This window comes from Nonomuraea sp. NPDC003560 (assembly GCF_042878785.1).
In the GTDB taxonomy this organism is placed as follows: domain Bacteria; phylum Actinomycetota; class Actinomycetes; order Streptosporangiales; family Streptosporangiaceae; genus Nonomuraea.
This window is the reverse complement of sequence record NZ_JBIAOF010000003.1, coordinates 608,605-633,684: the sequence shown is the minus strand read 5'-3', so window position 1 is coordinate 633,684 and position 25,080 is coordinate 608,605. Positions and strand designations below refer to the sequence as shown.

Genomic DNA, 25,080 nt, shown 5'->3' with positions numbered 1-25,080 from the left:
CGGGGTTGTAACGGGCATCGCGACGCGCCATGCCGCCGGGCGGGAACCGCCTGCCGCAGCTCATCAGCCGCCGTCGCGGCATCCGACAGACACCCGTGGGCGGCTGCCGCCTGCCCTCAGGAGGAACCCCGTGAAGCCGAACGTCAAGAAGCTGTACGCGAGCGCCCTGCTGGCCGCCACCGCCGCCGTGTCGGGCCTCGGCCTGACGTCCGCCCCCGCCCACGCCGACGGCCTCACCTACGGCCAGGACGTCTCCCACTACCAGCCGGACCACGACTGGGCCGCCAGCGGCGCCGCGTTCGGCATCGTCAAGGCCACCGAGGGCGCCACCCGCGTGGACGCCTCCTTCGCCCGCCACTGGGCCGACCTGGGCGCGAAGGGCAAGGTGCGGGGCGCCTACCACTACGGGCACCCGTCGAACGACCCGATCGCCGAGGCCGACCACTTCCTGTCCGTGGTCGACCGGCAGCCGGCCGCCAAGGGCGACCTGCTCGCGCTCGACCTGGAGACCACCGACGGCCGGTCCGTGACCGAGGTCAACGCCTGGGCCAAGAAGTGGCTGGCGCACGTCCAGGCCAGGACCGGCGTCACGCCGCTGTTCTACAGCGGCTGGAACTTCGCCGACGAGTACGGCCACGGCCTCCAGCAGTATCCGCTGTGGGTGGCCCGCTACGGCAAGGGCCCCGGCCAGGTGACCGCCCCCGCCGACTGGAAGACCTGGACCATCCACCAGTACGCCGACGCGCCGGTGGACCAGAACGTCTCCGCGCTCACCCCCGTCCAGCTCAAGGCGCTGGGCCGCAGGTGACCCGCCGTCCTCAGTAGATGAGCTCGTACGCCTCCGGCCGCACCTTCCGCGTACGGGCCCAGTACTCGAAGGTGAAGCCCGGCCAGATCGTCCGGTTCACTCCGTGCTCGTCCAGATACCAGGAGCGGCAGCCGCCCGCGTTCCACACGAGCGGGTCCAGGCGCGCGTGCAGCCGGCGGTTGAAGGCGTCCTGGGCGTCCTTCCTGACGTCCAGCGCCCTGGCCTGGGTCCTGGAGAGCAGGCGCAGGCACTCGATGACGTAACGGACCTGCGACTCGATCATGAAGACGACCGAGTTGTGCCCGAGCCCGGTGTTCGGGCCGAGCAGGAAGAACAGGTTCGGGAAGCCGGTGGTCGTGATGCCGTGGTAGGTCTCGATGCCGTGCTGCCAGGCGTCCTGGATCTTCAGGCCGTTCCGGCCGGTGATGCGCTGGTCCTGGAGGGCCTCCACGACCTTGAAGCCGGTGCCGTAGACGATCACGTCGGCCGGGTGCTCCGCGCCGGTCGTGGTGACGATCGAGCGCGGCCGGATCTCGGCGATGGCGTCGGTGACGAGGGTGACGTCCGGCCTGGTCAGGGCCGGGTAGTAGTCGCTGGAGACGAGCACGCGCTTGCAGCCGATCGTGTAGCCGGGCGTCAGCCTGCGGCGCAGGCCGGGATCGGGCACCTGCGCCGCCAGGTGCCTGAGCGCCAGCACCTCGTGCGCCTTCATCAGGCGCGGGTGCACCGCGAAGCCGAGCGCCCGGCTCTCCAGCGCCCAGTAGATGGCTCCGCGCAGGGCCCGCGCCATGCCGGGCAGGGCCAGGACGCGCCGGGCGGCGGGGGAGAAGGCGAAGTCGGGCTTGGGATGGATCCAGGGCGGCGTGCGCTGGAAGACGGTCAGCTCGCGCACCCGGGGGGCGAGCTGGGGGACGAACTGGACGGCGGACGCGCCGGTGCCGACGACGGCGACGCGCTTGCCGGTCAGATCGACCGAGTGGTCCCATTCGGCGGAGTGGAAGGAGGGGCCGGCGAAGGATTCCCTCCCCGCAATTTCCGGAGATTTCGGGATGTGGAGGGCGCCGATGCCGGAAACGATCGCGTTCGTCCGCATGGTTGCGCCGTCGTCCGTGGTGACCGTCCAGGACCGGTGGTCGTCGTCGTACTCCAGGGACGTGACGTGCTTGTTGTAGCGGATGTGGGGGGTCACTCCGTACTTGTCCGCGCACGTGCGCATGTAGTCCTGGATCTCGGCCTGCGGGGCGAACATCCGCGACCAGCCGGGGTTCAGCTCGTACGAGTAGGAGTACATGTGCGACGGCACGTCGCACGCGCACCCGGGGTAGGTGTTGTCCCGCCAGGTGCCTCCGAGGTCGGCGGCCTTCTCCAGGATCACGAAGTCGTGGTAGCCCGCCTCCTTGAGCTTGATCGCCATGCCGATCCCGGCGAAGCCGGTGCCGATGATCACCACTCCTGGCTCAGCCACTGAACCTCCTGACCGGCTCGATGTCCGGTGTATTGGACATGTCGTCCAATGTAGTCAGCCGCCGGTCGCCGGTCCAGAGGTGTCCAGATATGAGCCCGCCAAACCGACTGGCCGGTATGTCCAGCATGTGCGGAAACGGCAAAGACCCGCCACGGCGTCGGGGCGGGTGGGGTGTCCGTATGCGGTTGGGTGCTAGCGGAGCAGCAGGAAGGCGGCGACGCCGATGATCACGATCACCACGGCGACCGCGAGGATCGGCAGCAGCGGCGACTTCTTGGGGGCCGCCGCGGCCTCCTGCTCCTGGCGCTGCGCGAAGGCGCGGAACTGCTGGGTGTTGCCCGCGGGATCGATATGCTGGTCAGACATGGCCAGCAGCCTAGCGCGATGGCATGGTCCATTTGCACCCCTTTGCCACTACCTATAGGCATGGGCTGATGAGGGGACCACTCCACCCGGCGGATAGCTTTGAGGCATGCTCCGGACCCTGCTCTCACCCCGCGTCGTGGGGCTGCATCTGCTGACGATCGGGGTCCTCGTCGCCTTCATCCTGCTCGGCCGCTGGCAGCTCGGCGTGTTCCAGGACTCCGGCAAGCCGCACGCGGCCGTCGATCCGGCCCCCGTGGGCGTCGCCATGCTGGCCCAGGTGGGCGGGCAGATGGACGGCGAGGCCGTCGGCCGCAGGGTCGCCGCCGAGGGCACGTACGAGGCCGCCCGGCAGCTCCTGGTCGCCGACCGGCGGCCCGACGTCGACGCCCCCGGCGGCAACGTCTCACGCGGCCACGGCTACTGGGTGCTCACCCCGATCAGGCTCGACGACGGCACGCTGATGCCGGTCGTGCGCGGCTGGGCGGACGAGGCGGACGATCCGGGCGTCGCCGCCGTGCCGCAGGGCCGGGTCACGGTGCACGGGCGGCTGCGGGGCCAGCAGGGCACCGACAGCGTCCAGCGGCGGGCGGAGGGGCTGCCTCCGGGGCAGGTGCAGACCGTGTCCACCGGCGAGCTGATCAACCTGTGGACCGGCCAGAAGCTGCGGACCGGTTTCCTGGTGGCCCAGCCGCCGTCCGGCTCGCTCACGCAGGTGAAGGTCCGGCCGCCGGAGGTCGGTGGCACGCTGACCTGGCGTAACCTGGCTTATGCCGCAAACTGGTGGATCTTCGCTGGATTCGCCGTCTTCATGTGGTTCCACTTCGTACGCGATGCCGTGCGGGCGGATCGGGACCGCGACAAGTCCCCCGAGATGGTTCTGGAAGGTTAACGGTGGAATCGGCTCTCAAGCCCTTCCGGGTGCTCGCCTACGTGGTCGGCGTCATGCTGCTCATCCTGTGCGTCGCGATGGTGCTGCGCTACGGCTTCGGCGCCGCCGAGCTGTCGAAGATCGTCGCGCCCATCCACGGCGGCCTGTACATGATCTACCTCATCACCGTCATGAACCTGGGCATGAAGGCGCGCTGGAGCTGGCCGTACATGCTCGGGGTCATGCTCGGCGGCACGGTCCCGTTCCTGTCGTTCTACGTCGAGCGCAGGGTGCACGGCCGGGTGCGGTCGGAGCTGAGCGCGGCGAGGGCCTGACGACCCCCGCCGCGGCCCGCGGGCCTCAGCCGCCGATCCCGCGCCTGCGGGCCCGCTTGAGCCGCTCGCGCTGCGACGGGTCGAGCATGAGGTAGCCGACCACCGGCGCCGCGACCGCGCCGAGCACCACCAGCAGGGTGATCCAGCCCGGCAAGAAGATCAGCGAGAGCAGAACCGCGGCGCCTGCGCCGATGACGTACTTCTGAACTGGCGACATCCCTGGCTTCCTCCGAACGCGGAGCCCGCGCCCCGCCTCTCCCACATTCTGCGTCGCCCGTTCAACGAGTGGACCCGTGCCTGAGGTTCCATGACGCGATGTATCTCAATTGTTGCGGGACCAGAGGGTGAGGTGGATCGAGCCGTATGTGCGGGTCTGTCCTGGGACGAGCGTTCTTTTGAGGGTGCGGTAGCGCTCGTCGTCGGCGTACTTCGTCCCGATCCTGGGGGAGATGAGCCAGACCCGGTCCACGCCCTTGAGGGCCGCGTCCAGTTCGGCGGCCGTACGCGGGCCGGGCGCGCCGGGCGCGCGGGTGAGGTCCGTCAGGCGGTCGTACGGGGCGCCGTACACGGCCACGAACAGCCGGAAGCGCTGCGGCACGAACAACACCCGGTCGCCCGGACGTTCCTCCGCGGCCAGCGTGACGGCCAGTGCGCGCAGGTCGTCGGGACGCGCGGCGGGCAGCCTCATCGCCGCCTGCGCGGGAGACACGAGCACGGCGAACAGCACCAGGACGGCGACCGGCACGGCCCGCCACCGCACCCCGGCCAGGCCGATCCCGGCGAGCACCGCAAGCAGCGGGACCGCGAAGAGCACGTAACGCGGATGGTAGACGGGCTGGACCTGGGAGATCGCGAACGACAGCGCCACCGGCAGCACCGCCCACACCGCCACGGCCGGGGCGCGTACGGCTCCCCACAGCGCGGCGGCGAACAGCACGACCGCGCCCGCCCCCGCGACCTCGCCGGGGAAGGCGGCCAGCTCGGCCCAGCCGGGGGTCCTGAGCCAGAAGACCTGGGCGTCCCGCTGACCGGCGGCCAGGACGAGCAGCGGCACGAGCGCCGCGCCCGCCGCGCCGACCGCCACCGACGACCGAACGACGGCGGGCATCGGGTTCGCGGTGAGTCGGCGGCGGAGGGCGGGCAGCCAGGCGGTGAGCAGGTGTGCGGGGACGAGCAGCAGGGCGTACAGGTGCAGCCAGCCGAGCAGCGCCACGCTCGCGCCGTAGGCCGCGCAGACCCCCGCGCCGGGACGGTCGAGCAGCTTGACCAGGAGCCACGTGGCCAGCACGGCGACCGCGCTCACCAGGGCGTACGAGCGGGCCTCCTGGGCGTACCGGGCGGCGATGGGGGTGAGGGCGTACAGCAGGCCGGCGTACAGGCCGGCGGGGGTGCCGGCCAGGCGGCGGCCCAGGGCCGCGACCCCGAGCGCGGCGGCCGTGAAGGCGAGCACCGAGGGCAGCCGGACGGCGATCTCCGGCGGCCAGGGAAGCGCGGCGAAGGGCCGCAGGAGCAGGTAGTAGAGGGCGTGGACGGCGTCGAGGTCGGCCAGGAAGCGGCGCAGCTCGCCGAACGGCATGCGCGCGACCAGCGCGCTGACCGACTCGTCCCGCCACAACGACGGCCCCGAGAGCCCCCAGAACCCGGCCGCCGCGGCGACGGCCGCGGGCACGACCGGCCACCACCGGCCGGCGTCCCGAGTGGCGGCGTCGACGGGACGCGGCAGGACGGGCACGCGGGTCATCGGCGCGGGCCCATGACCGCCCGCAGCTCGTGCCGGAGAAGTTCGGGGGCGGGACGGTCGGCCGGATTGCCGGACAGGAGGCGCACCAGGACGGGAGCCAGCGCCCCCGCCCGCGCCAGCGACGCCCCCGGCGCGGGCGGCACCCCCTCCACGGCCATGAACAGGGTGGCCCCCAGGGACCACAGGTCGGCGGCCGGGCTCGCCACCCCCTCCGGAGCCGTGTACGCCGGGACGGTGCCCGACCGCAGCGGCGCGACCAGCGTGGCCCGCCCCTGGTCGGAGATGAGCACGCCGCTCGGCTGCACCGCCCCGTGCCGCCCGCCCATGGCCTGGAGCTGGTCGAGCAGGGCAAGCCCGATCTCGGCCACCTCGGCGGGCGGGAGCGGTCCAAGGGCGCGGACGACCTGGTCGAGCGGCTGGTCGAGAGCCAGCCTCTCCAGCGTCTCGCGGACCACCTCCACCGGCGGCGACCCGGCGGGATGCAGCATGGCGCGGATCAGCGACCGCAGCGGGTCGGCGCCCTCGGCGGGCACCTGGCCGGGCGGGCGGCCCTCGACGGCGAAGTGCAGCGTGGCCGCCAGCGACCACAGGTCGGCCGAGGGCCGCATGCTGAGGCTCGGCACCCCGAACCCGGTGAGCACCGCCCTCCCGGTGCCGGTCAGCAGCACGTTCCCGGGGCTGACCTGCCCATGGACGATCCCGGCCGCGTGCGCCACGGACAGCGCCGACAACACGCAGACGCCCATCCTGGCCACCTGGACGACAGGCAGCGGCTGCCGCGCGCGTACGGCCTGCTCCAGCGACACCCCCGAGACGAACTCCATGACCAGCCAGGGCACCCGGTCCTCGACCAGCACGCCGAGCACCCGGGCGATCGAGGCGTGCCGCAGCCCCGCGGCCCTGCGCGCCTCGTGCAGCGCGGACTCGCGCAACTCGGGCGGGATGCGCAGCTCCCTGACCGCGACGTCGCGGTGCTCCGTCTCGTCGAAGGCCAGCCGTACGGACCCCGCGCCCAGGGGGTTGAGCAGCCGGTAGCGCCCGGCCAGCTTCCTGGTCTCAGCCATGTCGAGTGCACGATAGCGCTCGCCCGGCCCGCCCGGCCATCACGCGGTCCGGCCGGTCAGCCACGCCTCGTGGGCGTCGTGCAGCCTGCTCCACAGCCGCTCCTCGTCCTGGTCGGTCAGGTCGTCGAAGGTCAGCGAGAACACGTCGGCCAGCGCCGCGAAGTAGTCGCGCGCCGTGTCCAGGGTGATCGAGTGGCTGCCGGCGCCGACGCGGGTCAGGACGAGCCCGCGCAGCGTGTCCACCCCCGAGGCGTCGCGCCTCTGCACGACGGCGGTGCGCACGAACCCTGACGACGGTGACGTCGACAAATGGCTGTGCATATCAGCGAAAGCGGACATCTCTGTCGGGGCCCGCTCGAAATCCATCCCCACGAACGAACCGCTCGGGTCATGGTCGAACCGCCACCCGCCGGGCGCGACCTGCGACGGCCGCAGGACGTACGTGAACGGCCCCTGCCGGTACGCGCCCGCGACCAGCGGCAGCGGCTCGTGCACCCCGTCACCGAGGCCGAGGTCGGCCAGCCACTCGCCGCCCGGGTTGTCCTGGCTCGGCAGGCCCCGCACGGTCAGCACGAGGTGGTTGCCGGTGACGCCGGGCTCGCTGCCGGGGTTCTGCACGCCGCCGACGTGCCTGGTGACGTCGTAGCCGAGGGCCCTGATCAGCTCGGAGAAGGCGCCGTTCAGGTGGTAGCAGTAGCCGCCGCGGCCCCTGATGATGCGCTCGGCGGACTCGACGGGATCGAGGGAGGTGGGACGGCCGAGCCAGATCTCCAGCGCCTCGTAGGCGACCTTCTCGACGTGCGCCACGTGGAGCGCGCGCAGGCCCTCGGCGCTCGCGGGGGCGTCTATCAGGTGGGACAGGCCCAGACGGCTGAGGTAGCCAGCGGTGTTCACGCGGCAAGTCTGCACCAGATGTGCACAAATTATGGAGTGTCGTCTGCACAGCGCACTTCTAGGCTTTCGTACGTGGCAGAGCAGCGGCGTGTCCTCGTGGTCGAGGACGATGTGACGATCGCACTGGCCGTGCGGAACAGGCTGGCCGCCGAGGGTTTCGACGTCCGGGTGGCGGGCGACGGGCAGGACGCCCTCGTCCAGTACGGGAAGGCGGAGCCCGACCTGGTGATCCTCGACCGGCTGTTGCCCGGTCTGGACGGGCTGGAGGTGTGCCGCAGGATGCAGGCGGCGCGCCCCGTGCCCGTCCTCATGCTGACCGCGCTCGGCGAGGAGACCGACGTGCTGGTCGGGCTGGGGGTGGGGGCCGACGACTACCTGGCCAAGCCGTTCAGCATGCGCGAGCTGGTGGCCAGGATCCACGCGCTGCTGCGCCGGGTCGAGCGGGCCGCCCAGCTCGCCGTCGAGGACACGGTGATCAGGGTGGGCGAGGTGGAGATCGACACGGCCGCGCGCCGGGTGTTCGTGGGCGGGATCGAGGCCCAGCTCACCAGGACCGAGTTCGACCTGCTGCGGCGGCTGGCCGAGCGCCCCGGGCAGGTCTTCGAGCGCGACCGGCTGCTGTCGGACGTGTGGGGCTTCTCCGAGGCCGCCGCGACCAGGACCGTGGACAGCCACGTCCGCGCGCTGCGCCGCAAGCTCGGCTCCGACGTGGTGCGCACCGTCCACGGCGTGGGTTACGCCCTGGTCCGGCAATGAGGCCGCTCGACTTCCTCGGCCGCATCAAGGTCAAGCTGGGCATCGTCATCGTGCTGGCGGTGGGCACCGCGTTCGTGGTGAACGAGGTCGGGCTGAACGCCGGGTTCACCCGGGACGTCCGGATCGTGGTCGCGGTCATCCTCGCTCTGATCATGGTCCAGGTGCTGGCCATGGGCATGACCAAGCCACTGCGCCAGATGGCCAGGGCCGCCCAGACGATCGCCAAGGGCAGCTACGGCCTGCGGGTCAGCGCCACCTCGCGGGACGAGGTGGGCGAGCTGGCCAGGGCGTTCAACGCGATGGCCGCCGACCTCGGCGAGGTGGACCGGCAGCGGCGCGAGCTCGTCGCGAACGTCAGCCACGAGCTGCGCACCCCCATCACCGGCCTGCGCGCGGTGCTGGAGAACGTCGTGGACGGCGTCTCCGCGCCCGACCCGGTCACCATGAGGACCGCGCTCGCCCAGACCGAACGGCTCGGCCGCCTGGTCGCCCAGCTCCTCGACCTGTCCAGGCTGGACTCCGGCGTCCGGCTGATCGAGCCCGAGGCCGTCGCGCTGGCGCCGCTGGTCGAGCAGGCCGTGCGGGAGGCGTCGCTGGCCCGTGAGGACGTCACGATCGAGGCGTCGGTGCCCGCCGGGCTGGGGGTGCGGGCCGATCCCGACCTGCTGGCGCAGGTGCTGGCGAACCTGCTGGACAACGCCGTACGGCACAGCCCTCCCGGGGGCGTGGTGACGGTGGCGTGCGGCGCGGAGCGGGACGGGGCTCGGCTGGTGGTGGCCGACCAGGGGCCGGGCATCCCGGCGGCGGCCCGGGGGCGGGTGTTCGAACGGTTCTCCCGGCTGGACGCGGGGCGCGCGGCCGACTCCGGGGGCGCGGGGCTGGGGCTGGCGATCGTCAAGGAGGTCGTGGAGCTGCACGGGGGGTCGATCCGCATCGACGAGTGCGCGGGGTGCCGCATGGTCGTCGATCTACCAGGAAGGACGACGATGACGGACACACCGTTCGACACGGGGGCGAACCGGAGCCACGACGACCACCTGAGAGACCCGCTCCCCCCAGCCGCCGCCCCCCACGCAGGCGGCGCCGTCCACGCCGCCCCCACCCCGGCTCCCGGCCCCCTGGCGCCCCAGATGGCGGCTGAAGGCACGACGGCGGCTGAAGGCACGACGGCGGCTCAAGGCGCGACGGCGGCTCAGGGCACGACGGCCGGTCAGGGCGCGACGGCCGGTCAGGGCGCGATGGGCACGCAGCGCGCGACGGCGGGGGAGGGCGCGACGGGCGCTCACGGTGCGACGGCGGAGGAGGGCCCGACGGCAAGGGAGGGCGCGGCTGCCTCGGGAACGCCGGTCCGGCCGGCCACGGCCGAGAACGCGCCGCCCGCGCCGGCAATGACGGACCCCGGCCCGCTCCCGGCGTCCGGCACCCCCAGAGGGCTCGACGCACCCGCAGGGTCCGGCGCCCCCAGAGGGCCTGGGGCCTCCGCAGGGGCTGGGGCGCCCACGGGGGACAGCATCCCTATAGGAACCGGCATCCCCACAGCGGCTGGCGCCACCGCAGCATCTGGTGCCGCCACAGGCTCCGGCATCCCCGCAGACTCCGGCATCTCCACAGGGGCCAGCGCCACCACGGGGGTCGGCGTGCCAGCGGGGGTCGGTGCCTCCACAGGGGCCGGCGTGCCTGTGGGAGGCGGGGCCCATGAGGCGGGCGGTCCGGCGCAGCCCACGTCGGCGGGGGCGGCTCCGGCGGGGGTTGGGAGCGGGGGGCTGGCCAGGATGGTCGGTGGCGGGGTCCTCGGGCTGATCGTCGGGTTCCTGGGCGGTCTGTTCGCGGCCGTGCTGGTTTCGATGACCGTCGGCGACGGCCTCGCGCTCGTCACCCTCGTCATGGTGACCGCCCTGGGCGGCGCGCTCGGCATGGCGCTGGGCGCGGGCTCAGCACGCAGGACGGCGGCCTACCAGGCCGCCTACCAGACCGCGACGCACCAGGGTGCCGTCTATCAAGGCGCCGCGCCCCAGGGCGCCGCTCATCAGGGGGCCGCGCACCAGGGTGCCGCCCATCAAGGGGCAGCGCATCAGGAGGCCGCCTATCAGGGGGCCGGGCGGGCAGGGGGCGGGGGTGGGCAGGCTTATGTGCCGCCGCCGCTCTTTCCCAGGCCCGAGCTGCCCGCCCCGCCGCGCTGGCTGCTGCCGGCCGCCGCGGGCGCGGGCGTGTTCGCCGCCGTGGCGCTGCCCGACGCGCAGGTCGGGCTGGGGATCGTGCTCGTCGCCATGGTGCTCGGCGCGGCGGCGCTGCCGGCCGTGCTGCGCAGGATGACCCCCTGGACGCTGGCGTTCGGGATGACGGCGTACTGGCTGATCTCCATGACGGCCGTGCGCGACGCGGACTGGCTGGTCGCGATCCTGCTCATGGCGGGGGCCGGGCTGGGCGCGCTGGCGGTGTCCGGGGCGGGGGCGGGATGGCTGGGCGTGATCAGGGGCGGCATGTCCGTGGTGCTCGCGCTCGGCCCGGTGCCGTGGTTCCTCGCCGGGCCGTTGCGGAAGCTGACCGCCAGGCGGCGGATCCTGCCGGTGCTCGCGGGGCTCGGCATCACGGTCGTGCTGGTGCTGGTGTTCGGGCTGCTGTTCGCCTCGGCCGACGCGGTGTTCGCCGCGTACGTCGAGCGCCTGACCAGCACCCCGGCCTGGGCCGACTCGGTGCCTTCGCGGATCTTCGTCTTCGGGTTCGTCGCCGTGCTGCTGGCCGCCACGGTGCTGGTCGCGCTGCGGCCGGTGATCGACCCGGTCGGTCCTGAGCACAAGTTCGGCGTGAGCAGGAGCGTGTGGCTGGTTCCGCTGGTCGCGGTGAACCTGCTGTTCACGGCGTTCGTGGCGGTCCAGATCAGGGTGCTGTTCGGCGGCGACGGCTGGGTGCTGCGGACGGCGGGCCTGACCTACGCCGAGTACGCCAGGCAGGGGTTCTTCCAGCTCGTGGTGGTCAGCGTGTTCGTGCTGGGCATCGTCGCGGTGGCCGGGGGGCTGCTGCGGACCGAGCGCGGCGAGCGCTGGCTGCTGGCCGTCATGCTCGGCGTGTTGTGCGGGCTGACCATGGTGGTGCTGGTCTCGGCCCTGCACCGGATGAGCCTCTACACCGACGCCTACGGCCTGTCACGGCTGCGGATCTCGGTGCAGGCGACGGTGTGGTGGCTGGGCGCGCTGTTCGCGCTGGTGCTGCTGGCCGGGGCGGTACGCCTGGCGGGCCGCGGCTCCGGCTGGCTGCCGCGCACGATCGTCCTGGTCACCGGGCTCGGCCTGGGGGCGTTCGCGATGGTGAACCCCGATCTGCAGGTCGCGCAGACCCAGGTCGAGGTGCGCGGCGTGACCAACATGGACTCCGACTACCTGGGCGACCTCGGCGCGGAGGCCGTGCCCGCGCTCGACCGGCTGCCCGAGCCGCAGCGCAGTTGCGTGCTGGCCGACGTGGTCCGCGCCAACGGGCTCGACCGTCCCGACCCGTGGAACGGCTGGAACCTCGCCCGCGCGCGGGCCAGGGACCTGCTGGCCGAGCGGCCCGTCGTCCGCTCGGTCACGTGCCCATCGGCGTCCTCGCGCGGCTCTGATTGAATCTTGGTGTGAGGTTCGACGTAGTCATCAGCGGCGGCCGGGTGCTCGACGGCACGGGCGCGCCGCCGTACCGGGCGGATGTGGGCATCGCGGGCGACGAGGTCGCGGCGGTCGGCAGGCTGGGCGGCGCGCAGGCCGGGACGGTGATCGACGCGACCGGCCGGTTCGTCGCGCCGGGCTTCGTCGACTGCCACGCGCACGGCGACGCGGCCGTGTTCGACCCGGCCGTGCAGCTTGCGGCGTTGCGGCAGGGGGTGACCACGTTCGTCCTGGGACAGGATGGTCTGTCCTTCGCGCCGGGGTCGGCGGAGACCGTCGCCTACGCCTCCCGCTACTTCGCCGCCGTCAACGGCGCCCTGCACGAGGGCCCGCTGAGCGTGGCCGAGCTGCTCGACGGCTACGACCGCGCGGTGGCGCTGAACACGGCCTACCTGCTGCCGCACGGCACGATCCGCTACGACGTCCTCGGGCCGTCGCCGGAATCGGCCTCGCGGGCGGAGCTGGCCGCGATGGTCGAGCGGGTCGAGCGCGGCCTGTCCGAGGGCGCGGTCGGGCTGTCCAGCGGGCTGGAGTACCTGCCGGGCCGCTACGCCGACGCCGCCGAGCTGGCCGCCCTGTGCGCGCCGCTCGGCGGCCTGCCGTACGTCACCCACATGCGGGCCTACGGCGCGAACGCCGGGGTCGGCATGGCGGAGGTCGTGGACATCGCCGGCCGTTCGGGCGCGGCCGTGCACGTCTCCCACCTGCACGGGCCGGCCGACGTGCTGCTGCCACTGGTCGGCAGGGCCCACGACGACGGCGTCGATCTCACCTTCGACACCTACCCCTACCTGCGCGGCAGCACGATCCTGGCCATGGTGGTGCTGCCGCCGTCCGTGCCGGGCGCCGACACCGACGCGGCACTGGAGATGATCGCCTCGCCCGAGCTGGACGACTGGTGGGCGGGGCTCGGCGAGGTCTACCCCCGGCTGACCGTCTCCCACGCGCCCGGCCTGGAATGGGCCGAAGGGCTCGCCCTGCCGGACGCCGCGGAGCGGGCCGGCATGACGCCCGCCGCCTTCTGCCGCCACCTGCTGGTGGCGACGCGGCTGGAGGCCGGGTGCGTCTCCGCGCGTCCCGACGAGGGCCCGGCGGGTGAGGAGTCCGTACGCCGGATCCTGCGCCATCCCTCCCACACCGGCGGCTCCGACGGCATCTACGTGGGCGGTCATCCGCATCCGCGCGGGTTCGGGGCCTTCGCCAGGTTCCTCGGCCGGCACGTCCGCGAGCTGGGCGACTGGACGTGGGAGCAGGCGGTCGTGCACCTGGCCTCCCACCCGGCCCGGCGGTTCGGGCTCGACCGGCGCGGGCTGGTACGCGCCGGACACGTCGCCGACCTGGTGGTGTTCGACCCGCTCACGGTGTCGGACCGGTCGACGTACGCCGATCCGCGCACCCCCGCGCACGGCGTGGACGACGTGCTCGTCTCCGGTGTGCGGGTGCTGATCGGCGGCGAGCTGACCGGAGCCAATCCCGGACGGGCGCTTCGATCACGCTGATCCCGCCTGGGATAAGGTCAGACGCGGATAAAAGGGGGTGTCGTGCAGGTGATCCTTGGGCAGTCCGTCCTCGACGGCGAGCTCGGCTTTCCGCTGATGATCGTGCACCGCGACGCGCTGGAGCACAACGTGGCCACGATGGCGGCCTTCGCCCGCGACCACGGCATGGAGCTGGCTCCGCACGTCAAGACGCACATGTCGCCAGAGATCTCCGCGATGCAGCTCGAAGCGGGCGCCTGGGGGCTGACGGTCGCCACGACCCGGCAGGCCAGGATCGCCCGCGGCTACGGCGGCGACCGGATCATGGTGGCCAACCAGGTCGTCGACACCGCCGGGCTGACCTGGGCCGCCGGAGAGCTCGACCGCGACCCCGCCTTCGAGTTCCTCAGCTTCGTCGACTCCGAGGCCGGGGTGGACATCCTCGCCCGGCACGCCTCGACCCGGCCGTTCCGGGTGCTGGTGGAGCTCGGGCACGAAGGCGGACGAGCCGGCTGCCGCACCCTCGACGAGCTGCTGAAGGTGGCCGCGTACGCGCAGGAGACGCCCGGCGTCGAGCTGGCCGGCGTCGCCGGGTACGAAGGGGCGCTGAAGAGCGCCGACGAGGTGCGGCGGTACCTGGGCGGGCTGCAGGAGGCCGTCGAGCACGTCCGCGTGCGCACCCCGATCCTGACGATCGGCGGCAGCCAGTGGTTCGACGTGATCGGGCGCGAGCTGGTCACCACGCACGCCAGGATCCTGCTGCGCAGCGGCGCGTACGTCACCCACGACGACGGCTACTACCGGGAGCGCACGCCGTTCAACCGGATGGAGGGCGAGCTGCGGCCGGCCCTTGAGGTGTGGGCGCACGTGTTGTCCACGCCCGAGCCGGGTCTTGCGATCGTGGGCATGGGCAAGCGCGACGCGCCCTACGACGAGGGCCTGCCGGTGCCGCGCCGCAGCGGCGTCACGATCACGAAGATGCAGGACCAGCACACCGTCGTCCGGGCCGACGGGCTCAAGCCGGGCGACCTGCTGGCCTTTGGCATCTCACACCCGTGCACCGCGTTCGACAAGTGGCGCGTGCTGCCGTTGGTGGACCGGGATTACCGTGTCGTCGGCACGATTCACACCGATTTCTAGGGAGATTCCGTGAAGAAAGAGCTCAAGACCACCGAGGGCGCCGCGCCGGTCGGGGCGTACTCCCAGGGGCTCGTGGTGGGCGACTTCGTCTTCACCTCCGGCATGGGCCCGCTCGACCCGCACACCGGCGAGATCGTCGGCGACGACGTGGCCGCCCAGACCCACCAGGTCATGAAGAACCTCGGGGCCATCCTCGCCGCCCACGGCCTCGGCTTCGACGACGTCGTCAAGTCGACGGTCCACCTCCAGAACGTGAAGGAGGACTTCGCCGCGTACAACGAGGTGTACAAGTCGTACTTCACCCAGCCGTACCCGGTGCGGACGACGGTGGGCTCGCAGCTCATGAACATCCTGGTGGAGATCGACTTCGTCGCGCACAAGAGCGCGTAAGGTCTGCACGTGGACAGTTCGGTATACGTCTTCGCCGAGGACCTGCACGGTGAGGGCGTCGAGCGGGTGCTCGACAGGATCGGCGCGTACGGCGTGGACGGGGTCACGGTCGGCGCCGTCCACCACGCCGCGCGCGACGTCACCCCGCACGGACTGTCCCGGCTGACCGTCAGGCACGACGGCGCTCACTTCACCCCGCCGGCCGAGCTGTTCGACGGGCTGCGGCTCGCCCCCGTGCCCGGCCACGTCCACGCCCTCGACGGGCTGCGCGAGGCGTGCGCCGGGCGCGGCCTGAAGCTCCACGGCTGGACGGTCTTCCTGCGCAACGCCACGCTCGGCAACGAGCACCCCGACGTGACCGTGCGCGACTGCTTCGGCGACCGCGGCTCGCTCGTCGACCTGTGCCCGGCCCATCCCGACGTGCGCGCATACTCGGTCGCGCTGGCCAGGGCGGTGGCCCGGCTGGGCGTCGCGAGCGTGGTCGCCGAGGCGCTGCACTTCACGCCGGTCCAGCCGCAGCGCTCGTTCGTGCAGCTCGGCCCCATGGACACGTTCCTGTTCGGGCTCTGCTTCTGCGACTACTGCATGCGCCGGGCCACCGACCTGGGCGTGAACGCCGAGGTGGCGCGCGAGGAGTGCGCGCGGATCGTGGGCGGCGTCTTCGACGGCGACCCGGCCGCGCAGGGCGAGGTGACCAGGGCGGCGCTCACCGCCTACGCCGGGCCCGAGGTGGTGGCGTACGCGCGGGCGCGCTCGGAGACCGTCACCACGCTGGTCTCCGAGGTGTCGTCGGCAGTCGCGGAAGAGGGCTCCAAGCTGGTCTTCATCGACTCCACCGGCGCGGTGAAGGGCTACCGCGACGGCCTGCCGACGCCGGGCCTGGCCGCCCACGACGCCTGGCAGCTCGGCGTGGACCTGGTGGCGCTGGGCGACCTGGTGCCCGCCTTCGGCGTGCTGGCGTACGCGCGGGACGCGGCGCGGGTGGCCGACGACGTGGGCGCGTACCTGCGGTCGGTGGGCAAGGACCGCGAGGTGCGGGCGGTGCTGCGGCCCGGCTACCCCGACAGCGACTCCACCGACCGCCTGGTGGCCAAGGCCAGGGGCGCGAAGGCGGCGGGCGCGCTGGCGGTCGACTTCTACGCCTACGGTCTGGTGCCGCACCCGGTGCTCGACCGCATCCCGGCCGCCCTCGCCGCCGCCGGCTGACCTGCCAACTGCTCAGAAGGCGTCGAGCAGGGCCGAGACGGCCTTCTCGGCGAAGCCGCCGGGCAGCGGCAGGCCGCGGAAGACCGTGCGCATCCACACGGCCCCGGCCAGCAGATCCATGATCAGCAACGGGTCGGCGGACGCGCTCAGCTCACCGCGCCGCACCGCGCGCTCGAACACCACGCGTTCCCGCGCGAACCGGTCGGCGAAGAACCGGCGGACGTCGAGCTCGGGATGGCGCACGACGGCGGCCAGCGCCGCGACCGCGATGTCGCTGCCGGGCGGCTCGGTGAGCAGCCGCCCGACCTGCTCGACCAGCGTCACCAGGTCACCGCGGAACGACCCGGTGTCCGGCGGCTCGAACGCCAGCACGTCCGACTCGACCAGCGCGGCCCCCAGCAGCGCCGCCTTGGACGGCCACCACCGGTAGATCGTCGTCTTGTTGACCCCCGAGCGCTCGGCGACCCCCTCGACGGTGAGCCCGTCGTAGCCCTTCTCCGCGACCATCCACAGGGTCGCGTCGAAGATCTCCTGCTGCTTCCTCGGCGCCATAGGTCATTTTCTCCCGGCGAACGCCATGGCCACGCCGAGCCCCAGGTAGACGACGCCGCTGACGTACCGCAGAGCCTTGGCGCCCCTGGTCAGGCGGGTGCCGAGGGTGCCGGCGGTGAGGGCGTACACGACGTCGGAGACGAACCCCAGGAGCAGCAGCGTCAGGCCGAACACGACGATCTGCAGCGCCGGCGAGCCGGCGCCGGGGTCCACGAAGTGCGGGAGGAACGCCACGAAGAACAGCGCCACCTTGGGGTTGAGCACGTTGACCAGGACCCCTTCGAGGAACACCTTGGCCAGCGGCTGCACGGGCGGCGTCCCGGCCTGCGCCTCCTTGGCGGTGAAGGCGCGCACGCCCAGGTAGACGAGGTAGGCCACGCCGGCCCACTTGACGACCGCGAACAGCGTCGCCGACCGCGAGATCACGTACGAGAGCCCGGCCGCGGCGGCGGCGATGTGCACCAGCGTCCCGGTCTCCACGCCGAGCGCGCTGGCCAGCCCGGCGGCCCTGCCCTGGGCCAGGCCCCTGGCGGCGATGTAGAGGTGGTTGGGGCCGGGGACGAGCACCAGGGCGAGCGAGGCCGTCGTGAAGAGCACGAAAGTCGTCAAGGAGATCACGAAAGAGCAGCGTAGAGCGGGTCCGGTTCGACGATGAGGGCCAATCCCGCGGCGGCCGGGCGGACCAATGGAATGTCACAGGCCCATGGCACACTTGCTGGCGTGAACGGTCTTCTCGTCGGGCGCTCGGCCGAGCTGTCCAAGCTCGTGCGTGTGCTGGAGTCCGCGGCCGACGGCACGGCCGGGGTCGCGCTCGTCGGCGGCGACGCGGGGATCGGCAAGACACGCATGGTCGGCGAGCTGGTCGCCGAGGCGCGCGAGCGCGGCTTCCACGTCATGGTCGGCCAGTGCGCCGAGCTGGGCGACGCGCTGCCCTACCTGCCGCTGGCCGACGCGCTGCGCGGAGCCGAGCCCGGCGTGCGCGAGGCCGTCGCCGCCCATCCCATGCTGGGCCAGCTCCTGCCGGGCCGGGAGAGCGGGGCGCCGTCGGCCGGGCTCACCCAGCAGCGGCTGTTCGGGTCGCTGCTCGGGCTGCTGGCCGACGTCCAGCCGGTGCTGTTCGTGATCGAAGACCTCCACTGGGCCGACCGTTCCACCCGCGACCTGCTGGTCTTCCTCAGCCGCATGCTCCAGAGCGAGCGCGTCTGCGTGGCCGGCACCTACCGCACCGACGACCTCCACCGCCGCCATCCGCTGCGCGCGGTGCTGGCCGAGCTGAAGCGGCTGCCGTCGGTGACGAACGTGGAGCTCGGCCCGCTGGAATCGGGCGAAATGTCGGACTATGTCACCACCTTGGGGCAGGTGGACGCGCAGGAGCTCGGGCTCATCGTCTCGCGCGCCGAGGGCAACCCGTTCTACGCCGAAGAGCTGTTCGCGGCCATGTCCGAGGGCGACAGCCTGCCCGACGGGCTGGCCAGCCTGCTGCTGTCGCGGGTGGAGGTGCTGTCCGAGGCCGGGCAGCGGGTGCTGCGCGCCGCCGCGGTGGCCGGCCGCCGGGTGGAGGACGACCTGCTGCGCGAGGTGGCGGGGCTGCCGCTGGCCGAGTTCGAGGAGGCGGTCAGGGAGATCGTCTCGCGCGGCCTGCTCAAGGTGCAGGGCCACGGCTACGCCTTCCGCCACGCCCTGCTGCAGGAGGCCGTCTACACCGACCTGCTGCCCGGCGAGCGCACGCGGCTGCACGCCGACTTCGCCCGGCTCCTCACCTCGCCCGCCGAGCTGGCCCACCACCACCTCGCCAGCCACGACCTGGCCGGGGCGCTGGCGGCCTCGGCGCAGGCGGGCCGCGAGGCCGAGCGGCTGGGCGCGCCCGCCGAGGCCCACAACCACTACGACCAGGCGCTCGGCCTGTGGGACCGCGTCGAGGACGCCGCCGGGCTGGCCGGGGAGAGCCGGGTCGCGCTGGCCTTCCGCAGCGCCGTCGCGGCGGCCGACAGCGGCGACAACCACCGCGCCGTCCACCGGCTGCGCGCGCTGCCCTCGACCTCCGAGGTGGCGGAGCGGCTGGCGTACTACCTCTTCGAGACCAACGACCCGCCCGGCGCGATCGCGGCGGCCGAACGCGCGGTCGAGAGCGCCGAAGACGAGCCGAGCCTCGCCCGTGCCCTCGCCACGCAGGCCCGCACGCTGCTGTGGACGCCGCGCCACCACGAGGTCGAGCCGCTGACCGCGCGCGCCCTGGAGACGGCCCGCGCCTGCGGCGCCGTCGACGCCGAGGTGGGCGCGCTGCTCACGCTGGCCAGCTACGTCGAGCAGCGGGGCGACGTCGCCCGCGCCCATTCGCTGGTCGAGAGCGCCTCCGCCCGGGAGACCGGCGACCTGGCGATGGACCTGCGGGCCCGCTTCCACCACGCCCGCATCCTCTACGAGCAGGGCCTGCCGGCCCAGGCCGCCGAGGTCGCCGACGACGGCATCAAGCTGGCCGTCCACACCGGCCTCAACTGGAGCACCTACGGCACCGACCTGCGCTTCCTGCGCCTGCTCATCCACTACGTCGCGGGCGAGTGGGACGCCGCGGAGGCGGTGGCCGCCGGGTTCGGCGCGCGGGTGGGCACGTTGCCGGAGGCCATCCTGTCGTCCTTCGCCCTGTTCATCGAGGTGGGGCGGGGGTTGCCGGCGGTCGAGGCGCGGCTGGGGTGGCTGCGCCCGTTCTGGCACGACCCGCTGGCGACGTACATGTCGCGGGGCATGGCCGCCGAGCACGCCCTGTGGAACGGCGACCCGGCCGCCGCGCTCGACCACGCCCACGCGGCCATGGCCACCCTCGACGAGGGCGAGTCGGGCACGCTGCGGCTGGCCGCCGTCAGCCTGTGGGCGATGGCCGAGCTGGGCACCACCGAGGGGGCCGACGACCTGCTGGCCCGCGCCCGGTTCGCCGCCACGAGAGGGCCGACCGGCGACGGCGGCCACCTCGGTCCCGAGGGCCAGGCGTGGGCGCTGCGCGTGGAGGCCGACTGGCACCGCCTCCACGGGCGGCTCGACGTCGGGCTGTGGCGCCAGGTGGTCGCGGCGTTCGACTTCGGCTTCGTCTACGAGGTGGCCAGGGCGCGCTGGCGGCTGGCCGAGGCGCTGCTCGCGGCCGGTGAGCGGGAGGCGGCGCAGGAGGAGTGGTCCCTCGCCAAGGAGGCGGCCGGCCGGCTGAGGGCCGCGCCGCTGGAGGCCGCGCTGGCGGAGTTCGGCAGGCGGGCCAGGTTCGGCGGCGGGCAGGCCGAGGGCGGGCTCACCGCGCGCGAGGTCGAGGTGTTGCGGCTGGTCGCCGAGGGGCTGACCAACAAGGAGATCGCCGGGCGGCTGTTCATCGCGCAGAAGACGGTGAGCGTGCACGTCTCCAACATCCTGGCCAAGCTGGAGGTCTCCACCCGTACGCAGGCGGCCGCCGCCGCCCGCGCGCACGACCTCCTCTGATCGCCTGCTCCGGCTGCCGGGCTTCCGCGCCTGCGCTGCCGGAGCGGCCGAGGGCGGACAGGCAGGGGTGAGTCCGTACATCTGGGACGCCACGGGCGGCCATTTGGGGCGATGTTTGCGGTTCGCCTCGTAGCGTCCGAGATCGGGACCTCTCACCGGAGAGCGATGGCGGGCCCGGCCGGCTCGCGTCGACCCGTCCTGTCGTGACAGGCCGGCCCGATGCGCCGACCCGTCCTGCCTCGAAAAGGAGCAGTCTCATGCCTACTCTCGCCACGTCACTGCCCGCCCTGGCCGCCGCCGGGTTGACCGTACTGGCTCCGGCCGTCGTCCCGAGGGCCGCGCACGCCGCGGCCGTGATCTCCTGCACCGTGTCCGGCCAGGCACAGTACCTTCCCGGGGCGCAGCGGCTGCTGCACCTGGACCGTTCCGTCAGCCGCCGGGAGCCGTGGAACTGCGTCGACCGCAGCGGCACGGGCGTCACCGCGGCACGGCTCAGAGCCAGCTTCAACGGCGTGAACCCGAGCTGCGGCGGACGCACCATCACCAGGGGACGCCCGTCCGGCGAGGGCAACGCCTTCGACCGCGTGTTCGGCGACCGCGACGCCGAGGACCGCAGCCTGTCCAACCGCATCGTCTACAACCGCGAGGGCCGCAGCCTGGCCGACCGCATCGTCCACGACCAGGACGAGCGCAACCTGGCCGACCGCGTCGTCTACGACCGCGAGCGCTGGGGGCAGTCCGACGGCGTCATCCGCGACCGCGCCGCCGCCGCCGGGACCGCCGCGCCCGCGGGCGCCGGCACGGTCACCATCGACTGGACCATCAAGGGCGCCAGGCAGACCAGCAAGGCCAGCGCGCGCATCGTCGAGGTCGTGCACGACACGGCCAAGGTGTCGGGGACGATCCAGTCCGGGCCGTTCAGGGGCAGGACGTTCACCGGCCGGTTCGACACGTACCTGCTCGGCGGTTCGGGCACGTGCGTCACGGGCTCGTCCGGCAGCGTCCTGCACGCGGGCTTCAAGGGGCAGTTCAACGTCGGCTGAGCAGCCACCCCACCGGGCGCGACCGGCGCCTGGCCCCGTACGGGCGGCCAGTCCGCCGGTCCCGTCCGGCCGCGCCTCTTGGTAAGTTGTCCTGAGGTGTGCCGGGAAGTCTGGTCGGCGATTCTGCCGTCGATCGTGGAGTTCTCCTTGAAGGCTTTCCCGGGTGGTCCGCCGTGACCGTCACCGCGTGGCTGGCGGTCGCCGTCTTCCTCGTCTCGTACACGCTGATCGCCACCGAGAAGGTGCACCGGGTCGCCGCCGCGCTCGGCGGCGCGGGGATCATGCTGGTGCTGCACGCCACCGACGGCGGCGCGGCCTTCTTCGACGAGCACACCGGCATCGACTGGAACGTCATCTTCCTGCTGCTCGGCATGATGGTCATCGTCGGCGTGCTGAAACAGACGGGCGTCTTCGAGTTCCTGGCCATCTGGGCCGCCAAACGGGCCAGGGGGCGCCCGTTCCGGCTCATGGTGCTGCTGATCCTGATCACCGCGGGCGCGTCGGCGCTGCTGGACAACGTGACCACCGTGCTGCTGATCGCGCCGGTGACGTTCCTGGTCTGCGAACGGCTGGCGCTGCCGGTGGCGCCGTTCCTCATCGCCGAGGCGATGGCCTCCAACATCGGCGGCACCGCCACCCTGGTCGGCGACCCGCCCAACATCATCATCGCCAGCCGCGGCGGGCTGACCTTCAACGACTTCCTCGCGCACCTCGCCCCGCTGATCGTGGTGCTGCTCGTGGTCTTCATCGGGCTGTGCCGGGTGATGTTCCGCCGGTCGTTCCGCTACGACCCCGAGCTGGCGGCCGAGATCATGACGCTCGACGAGCGCGAGGCCATCGCCGACCGCAGGCTGCTGTGGCAGTCGCTGACCGTGCTCGCGGTGGTGATGGCGGCGTTCGTGCTGCATCCCGTGCTGCACTACGAGCCGTCGGTGGTGGCGCTGCTCGGCGCGGGCGTGCTGGTGGCGCTCACCAAGGTGACCACCGAGGAGGCGATCGCCGAGGTCGAGTGGCCCACGCTGGTGTTCTTCGCGGGGCTGTTCGTCATGGTCGGCGCGCTGGTGGAGACCGGGGTCATCGCCCAGGTCTCCCAGGCCGCCGCGCAGGCCACGCACGGTCAGCTCGGGCTGACCACGATGGTCCTGCTGTGGGCCTCGGCGGGCCTTTCCGCCATCGTCGACAACATCCCGTACGTGGCCACCATGAGCCCGATCGTCGCCGACCTCGTCCAGGCCAACGGCGGGGAGGGGCCGGCGCAGGTGTTGTGGTGGGCCCTGGCGCTTGGCGCCGACCTGGGCGGCAACGCCACCGCCGTGGGCGCGGCGGCGAACGTGGTCATCCTCGGCATCGCCGCCCGCAACGGCACCCCGATCAGCTTCTGGCAGTTCACGAAGTACGGTCTGATCGTCACCGCGACGACGGTCGCGCTGGCGACGCCGTACCTGTGGCTGCGTTACCTGGTGTGACGCAGTTCATGTCACACCCGGGGGCCACAAAGGCTCTCAAAGGACATGATGCCTGGAATGACGGACGTTTTCGGCGGCCACAGGGAGCTGCTGTTCTCCATCGTCTACAACATGCTCGGCAGCGTCTCCGACACCGAGGACGTGCTCCAGGACACCTGGCTGGCCTGGTCGTCGCGGGACCCGGACGAGATCGGCAACCCGCGCGCCTACCTGGTGCGCATCGCCGTGAACCAGGCGCTCGCGCACCAGTCGGCGCTGCGCCGCCGCCGCGAGACCTACGTCGGGCCGTGGCTGCCCGAACCCCTGGTCACCGCGGCTGACGGGGCGGAGGACGTTGTAAGGGGCGAGTCGGTGTCGCTGGCCCTGCTGGTGGTGCTGGAGACGCTGACCCCGCTGGAGCGGGCCGTGTTCGTCCTGCACGAGGTGTTCGCCTTCCAGCACACCGAGATCGCCGGCATGCTCGGCCGCAGCCCCGCCGCCGTACGCCAGCTCGCGCACCGGGCCCGCGAGCACGTGCAGGCCCGGCGTCCGCGTTACCGGGTGGACGCGCACGTCCAGCAGGAGGTGACCGAGCGGTTCGTGGCGGCGGCGTTCGGCGGCGACCTCGACGCGCTGATGGAGCTGCTGGCGCCGGAGGTGACCCTGTGGGCCGACGGCGGCGGCAAGTCCGTGGTGGGCGGGCCGCGTCCGGTCCGGGGCCGCGACAAGGTGGCCCGGCTGCTCGTCGCGCGCACCGCCCAGCCGATGGAGGGGCTGGACATCCAGTACCGGGAGACCAACGGGGACCCGTCGGCGGTGGTGTTCGTGGAGAACGCGCCGTTCGCCGTCATGGTCGTCGATCTGACCTCCGACGGGTCGCAGGTGCGCGACATCTACACGGTCGCGAACCCCGACAAGATCTCCCGGGTGCGCAAGGAGCCGGGGGCGGACCCGTCCTAGCCGACGGTCTCGGGCACCGGGCTCTCCACGGGCGCGGCGGCGGCGCGGGCACGCAGGCCGAACGCGGTCACCAGCACCGCCGCCACCGCGACGGCCAGCGGGACGGCCAGGGCGACCCGGAGCGAGTCCAGGGTCGGCGCGGCGCCGCCGCCGAGCGCGGCCACGTTCACGGCGGTGACCGCCGACAGGCCGAGCGCGGTCCCGAACTGCATCGCCGTGTAGAGCAGGCCGCCGGCCAGGCCCTGCCGGTCCTCCGCCACGCCCTCGGTCGCGGCCATGGTCAGCGGGCCGTAGGTCAGCGAGAAGGCCAGGCCGAGCAGGAGCATGGTGGGCAGCATGGCGGCGTACGTCCAGTCCGGGCCGACCGGCAGGAACAGCGCGTACGCCAGCGCCGACAGCACGATCCCGGCGAACAGCACGCGGGCGTTGCCGAACCTGTTCACCAGTCGCGGCGTGAGCGTGGGGGCCAGCACCGTGTCGATGCCGATCACCAGCATGGCCAGGCCGGTCTGCAGGGTGCTCCAGCCACGCACCTCCTGCAGGTAGAGCGTGGCCAGGAATTGGAACCCGGCGAACGAGGCCAGGAAGAGCAGCGCGCCGAGGTTGGCCCGGACGAGCGGCCCCGAGCGCAGGATGTCCAGCCGGACCAGCGGGTTGGACGAGCGGCGTTCGATCAGCACGAACAGGGCGAGCAGCAGCAGCCCGGCGGCGAACGTCGCGACGGTGGCGCCGGAGCCGTCCGCGGGCGCCTCCAGGCGGACCACGCCGTACACGAGCAGCAACATCGAGCCGGTGATGGTCAGCGCCCCGGCCAGGTCGAACGAGCCCCGCACCCGTTCGCCGGAGTCCTTGACCAGCGGGACGGCGGCCAGCAGGATCACCGCCGACAACACCACGGGGGCGAAGAACACCCAGCGCCAGCCGATCGAGGCCAGCAGGCCGCCGGCGACCAGGCCGAGCGAGAAGCCGCCCGCCGCGGTGCCGGCGTACACGCCGAGCGCCTTGGTGCGCTGCGGGCCCTCGGGGAAGTTGCCGGTGACCAGCGCCAGCCCGGCGGGCGCCATGAACGCGGCGGCGACCCCCGTGACGAACCGGGCGACCAGCAACATCCATCCTTCGGTCGCCAGGCCGCCCAGCCCGGAGAAGAGCAGGAACACCGTCAGCCAGGTCAGGAACATGCGGCGGTGGCCGAGCAGGTCGGCGGCCCGGCCGCCCAGCAGCATGAAACCGCCGTAACCCAGCACGTACGCGCTGACCACGCCGCTGAGCGTGCCGGTGGACAGGCCGAGATCGGCGCGGATCGACGGCAGCGCCACGTTGAGCATGGCCACGTCGATGCCTTCCAGGAAGACGGCCCCCGCCAGGACGAACAGCGCGCTCCACGCGCGCGCCCCCATGCGGGGGTGGTTCGAGGGAGACATGGTGAATTCCTTCCATAATGGTCGGTTCCTTCTTGTAACCAGCAGCATTTT

22 protein-coding genes are annotated in these 25,080 nt (G+C 72.8%); 13 read left to right on the top strand and 9 right to left on the bottom strand.

Features of this window, described 5'->3' with window-relative positions:
- Positions 1-130 precede the first annotated feature (130 nt).
- Positions 131-808, top strand: a complete 678-nt coding sequence (locus ACFYUV_RS13850; RefSeq protein ID WP_387668599.1) for a glycoside hydrolase family 25 protein — start codon at positions 131-133, stop codon at positions 806-808.
- Between the two features lie 10 nt (positions 809-818).
- Here ACFYUV_RS13850 and ACFYUV_RS13845 read toward each other — a convergent pair whose 3' ends face one another.
- Both ACFYUV_RS13845 and ACFYUV_RS13840 read right to left on the bottom strand, forming a co-directional pair.
- Positions 819-2,273 carry a flavin-containing monooxygenase gene (locus ACFYUV_RS13845; RefSeq protein ID WP_387668597.1) on the bottom strand — a complete coding sequence of 485 codons (1,455 nt, stop codon included), beginning with the start codon at positions 2,271-2,273 and terminating at the stop codon, positions 819-821.
- A gap of 192 nt (positions 2,274-2,465) precedes the next feature.
- Positions 2,466-2,639 (bottom strand): hypothetical protein, encoded by a 174-nt coding sequence (locus ACFYUV_RS13840; protein ID WP_357990759.1) that lies wholly within the window; start codon positions 2,637-2,639, stop codon positions 2,466-2,468.
- Between the two features lie 106 nt (positions 2,640-2,745).
- Between ACFYUV_RS13840 and ACFYUV_RS13835 the strand changes: the two genes are divergently transcribed.
- Together ACFYUV_RS13835 and ACFYUV_RS13830 are read left to right on the top strand one after the other, a co-directional pair.
- Positions 2,746-3,528, top strand: a complete 783-nt coding sequence (locus tag ACFYUV_RS13835) for an SURF1 family protein (RefSeq protein ID WP_387668595.1) — start codon at positions 2,746-2,748, stop codon at positions 3,526-3,528.
- 2 nt (positions 3,529-3,530) lie between these two features.
- Positions 3,531-3,842, top strand: coding sequence for a DUF3817 domain-containing protein (locus ACFYUV_RS13830; protein ID WP_352349459.1), 312 nt, complete (start codon positions 3,531-3,533; stop codon positions 3,840-3,842).
- Between the two features lie 25 nt (positions 3,843-3,867).
- Here the strand turns inward: ACFYUV_RS13830 and ACFYUV_RS13825 are convergent, their stop codons facing one another.
- From ACFYUV_RS13825 to ACFYUV_RS13810, 4 genes are all read right to left on the bottom strand, one after another.
- Positions 3,868-4,059: a hypothetical protein gene (locus ACFYUV_RS13825; RefSeq protein WP_352322643.1), complete on the bottom strand. Its 192-nt coding sequence runs from the start codon at positions 4,057-4,059 to the stop codon at positions 3,868-3,870.
- Positions 4,060-4,164: 105 nt separating this feature from the next.
- On the bottom strand, positions 4,165-5,583 hold the full coding sequence (locus tag ACFYUV_RS13820) for a glycosyltransferase family 39 protein (RefSeq protein WP_387668593.1): 1,419 nt from the start codon (positions 5,581-5,583) through the stop codon (positions 4,165-4,167).
- Positions 5,580-6,647, bottom strand: a complete 1,068-nt coding sequence (locus ACFYUV_RS13815) for a protein kinase (RefSeq protein WP_387668590.1) — start codon at positions 6,645-6,647, stop codon at positions 5,580-5,582. The genes ACFYUV_RS13820 and ACFYUV_RS13815 overlap by 4 nt, the downstream gene beginning before the upstream one ends.
- Before the next feature lie 39 nt (positions 6,648-6,686).
- Positions 6,687-7,541, bottom strand: a complete 855-nt coding sequence (locus ACFYUV_RS13810; protein ID WP_387668588.1) for an arylamine N-acetyltransferase — start codon at positions 7,539-7,541, stop codon at positions 6,687-6,689.
- Positions 7,542-7,613: 72 nt separating this feature from the next.
- Here ACFYUV_RS13810 and ACFYUV_RS13805 point away from each other — a divergent pair, with 72 nt between their 5' ends.
- From ACFYUV_RS13805 to ACFYUV_RS13780, 6 genes are read left to right on the top strand one after another with little or no spacing between them, the layout of a single operon-like run.
- Positions 7,614-8,297, top strand: coding sequence for a response regulator transcription factor (locus ACFYUV_RS13805; RefSeq protein WP_387668586.1), 684 nt, complete (start codon positions 7,614-7,616; stop codon positions 8,295-8,297).
- A complete protein-coding gene (locus ACFYUV_RS13800; protein ID WP_387668583.1) occupies positions 8,294-11,896 on the top strand; it encodes a DUF4153 domain-containing protein in 3,603 nt (1,200 codons plus the stop codon). Before ACFYUV_RS13805 ends, ACFYUV_RS13800 begins: the two co-directional genes overlap by 4 nt.
- 8 nt (positions 11,897-11,904) lie before the next feature.
- Positions 11,905-13,434, top strand: coding sequence for an amidohydrolase family protein (locus ACFYUV_RS13795; protein WP_387668581.1), 1,530 nt, complete (start codon positions 11,905-11,907; stop codon positions 13,432-13,434).
- Between the two features lie 42 nt (positions 13,435-13,476).
- Positions 13,477-14,553 carry an alanine racemase gene (locus tag ACFYUV_RS13790; protein ID WP_364325493.1) on the top strand — a complete coding sequence of 359 codons (1,077 nt, stop codon included), beginning with the start codon at positions 13,477-13,479 and terminating at the stop codon, positions 14,551-14,553.
- Positions 14,554-14,562: 9 nt separating this feature from the next.
- Entirely contained in the window at positions 14,563-14,943 is a 381-nt protein-coding gene (locus ACFYUV_RS13785; RefSeq protein ID WP_352349473.1) for a Rid family detoxifying hydrolase, read from the top strand.
- Between the two features lie 9 nt (positions 14,944-14,952).
- Positions 14,953-16,149, top strand: coding sequence for a hypothetical protein (locus ACFYUV_RS13780; protein ID WP_387668578.1), 1,197 nt, complete (start codon positions 14,953-14,955; stop codon positions 16,147-16,149).
- A gap of 12 nt (positions 16,150-16,161) precedes the next feature.
- On the opposite strand, the gene ACFYUV_RS13775 is transcribed toward ACFYUV_RS13780, so the two are convergent.
- Positions 16,162-16,701, bottom strand: a complete 540-nt coding sequence (locus ACFYUV_RS13775; protein ID WP_387668576.1) for a TetR/AcrR family transcriptional regulator — start codon at positions 16,699-16,701, stop codon at positions 16,162-16,164.
- Between the two features lie 3 nt (positions 16,702-16,704).
- Entirely contained in the window at positions 16,705-17,319 is a 615-nt protein-coding gene (locus ACFYUV_RS13770; protein WP_387668574.1) for a LysE family translocator, read from the bottom strand.
- A 102-nt stretch (positions 17,320-17,421) separates the two neighbouring features.
- Between ACFYUV_RS13770 and ACFYUV_RS13765 the strand changes: the two genes are divergently transcribed.
- From ACFYUV_RS13765 to sigJ, 4 genes are all read left to right on the top strand, one after another.
- Positions 17,422-20,160, top strand: coding sequence for an AAA family ATPase (locus ACFYUV_RS13765; RefSeq protein WP_387668572.1), 2,739 nt, complete (start codon positions 17,422-17,424; stop codon positions 20,158-20,160).
- 257 nt (positions 20,161-20,417) lie between these two features.
- Positions 20,418-21,203, top strand: coding sequence for a hypothetical protein (locus ACFYUV_RS13760; RefSeq protein ID WP_387668570.1), 786 nt, complete (start codon positions 20,418-20,420; stop codon positions 21,201-21,203).
- Between the two features lie 173 nt (positions 21,204-21,376).
- A complete protein-coding gene (locus tag ACFYUV_RS13755) occupies positions 21,377-22,669 on the top strand; it encodes an ArsB/NhaD family transporter (protein WP_387668567.1) in 1,293 nt (430 codons plus the stop codon).
- A 57-nt stretch (positions 22,670-22,726) separates the two neighbouring features.
- Positions 22,727-23,608, top strand: coding sequence for an RNA polymerase sigma factor SigJ (sigJ, locus tag ACFYUV_RS13750; RefSeq protein ID WP_387668565.1), 882 nt, complete (start codon positions 22,727-22,729; stop codon positions 23,606-23,608).
- On the opposite strand, the gene ACFYUV_RS13745 is transcribed toward sigJ, so the two are convergent.
- Positions 23,605-25,029 (bottom strand): MFS transporter, encoded by a 1,425-nt coding sequence (locus ACFYUV_RS13745; RefSeq protein WP_387668563.1) that lies wholly within the window; start codon positions 25,027-25,029, stop codon positions 23,605-23,607. The two genes, sigJ and ACFYUV_RS13745, sit on opposite strands and share 4 nt — an antisense overlap.
- Positions 25,030-25,080 lie beyond the last annotated feature (51 nt).

What these genes read in the sequence shown, in the direction of transcription:
- ACFYUV_RS13825 (WP_352322643.1), bottom strand. Translation starts at nt 4,059, where the DNA reads ATGTCGCCAGTTCAGAAGTACGTCATCGGCGCAGGCGCCGCGGTTCTG.
- ACFYUV_RS13745 (WP_387668563.1), bottom strand. Translation starts at nt 25,029, where the DNA reads ATGTCTCCCTCGAACCACCCCCGCATGGGGGCGCGCGCGTGGAGCGCG.
- ACFYUV_RS13840 (WP_357990759.1), bottom strand. Translation starts at nt 2,639, where the DNA reads ATGTCTGACCAGCATATCGATCCCGCGGGCAACACCCAGCAGTTCCGC.
- ACFYUV_RS13800 (WP_387668583.1), top strand. Translation starts at nt 8,294, where the DNA reads ATGAGGCCGCTCGACTTCCTCGGCCGCATCAAGGTCAAGCTGGGCATC.
- ACFYUV_RS13775 (WP_387668576.1), bottom strand. Translation starts at nt 16,701, where the DNA reads ATGGCGCCGAGGAAGCAGCAGGAGATCTTCGACGCGACCCTGTGGATG.
- sigJ (WP_387668565.1), top strand. Translation starts at nt 22,727, where the DNA reads ATGACGGACGTTTTCGGCGGCCACAGGGAGCTGCTGTTCTCCATCGTC.
- ACFYUV_RS13760 (WP_387668570.1), top strand. Translation starts at nt 20,418, where the DNA reads ATGCCTACTCTCGCCACGTCACTGCCCGCCCTGGCCGCCGCCGGGTTG.
- ACFYUV_RS13820 (WP_387668593.1), bottom strand. Translation starts at nt 5,583, where the DNA reads ATGACCCGCGTGCCCGTCCTGCCGCGTCCCGTCGACGCCGCCACTCGG.
- ACFYUV_RS13835 (WP_387668595.1), top strand. Translation starts at nt 2,746, where the DNA reads ATGCTCCGGACCCTGCTCTCACCCCGCGTCGTGGGGCTGCATCTGCTG.
- ACFYUV_RS13815 (WP_387668590.1), bottom strand. Translation starts at nt 6,647, where the DNA reads ATGGCTGAGACCAGGAAGCTGGCCGGGCGCTACCGGCTGCTCAACCCC.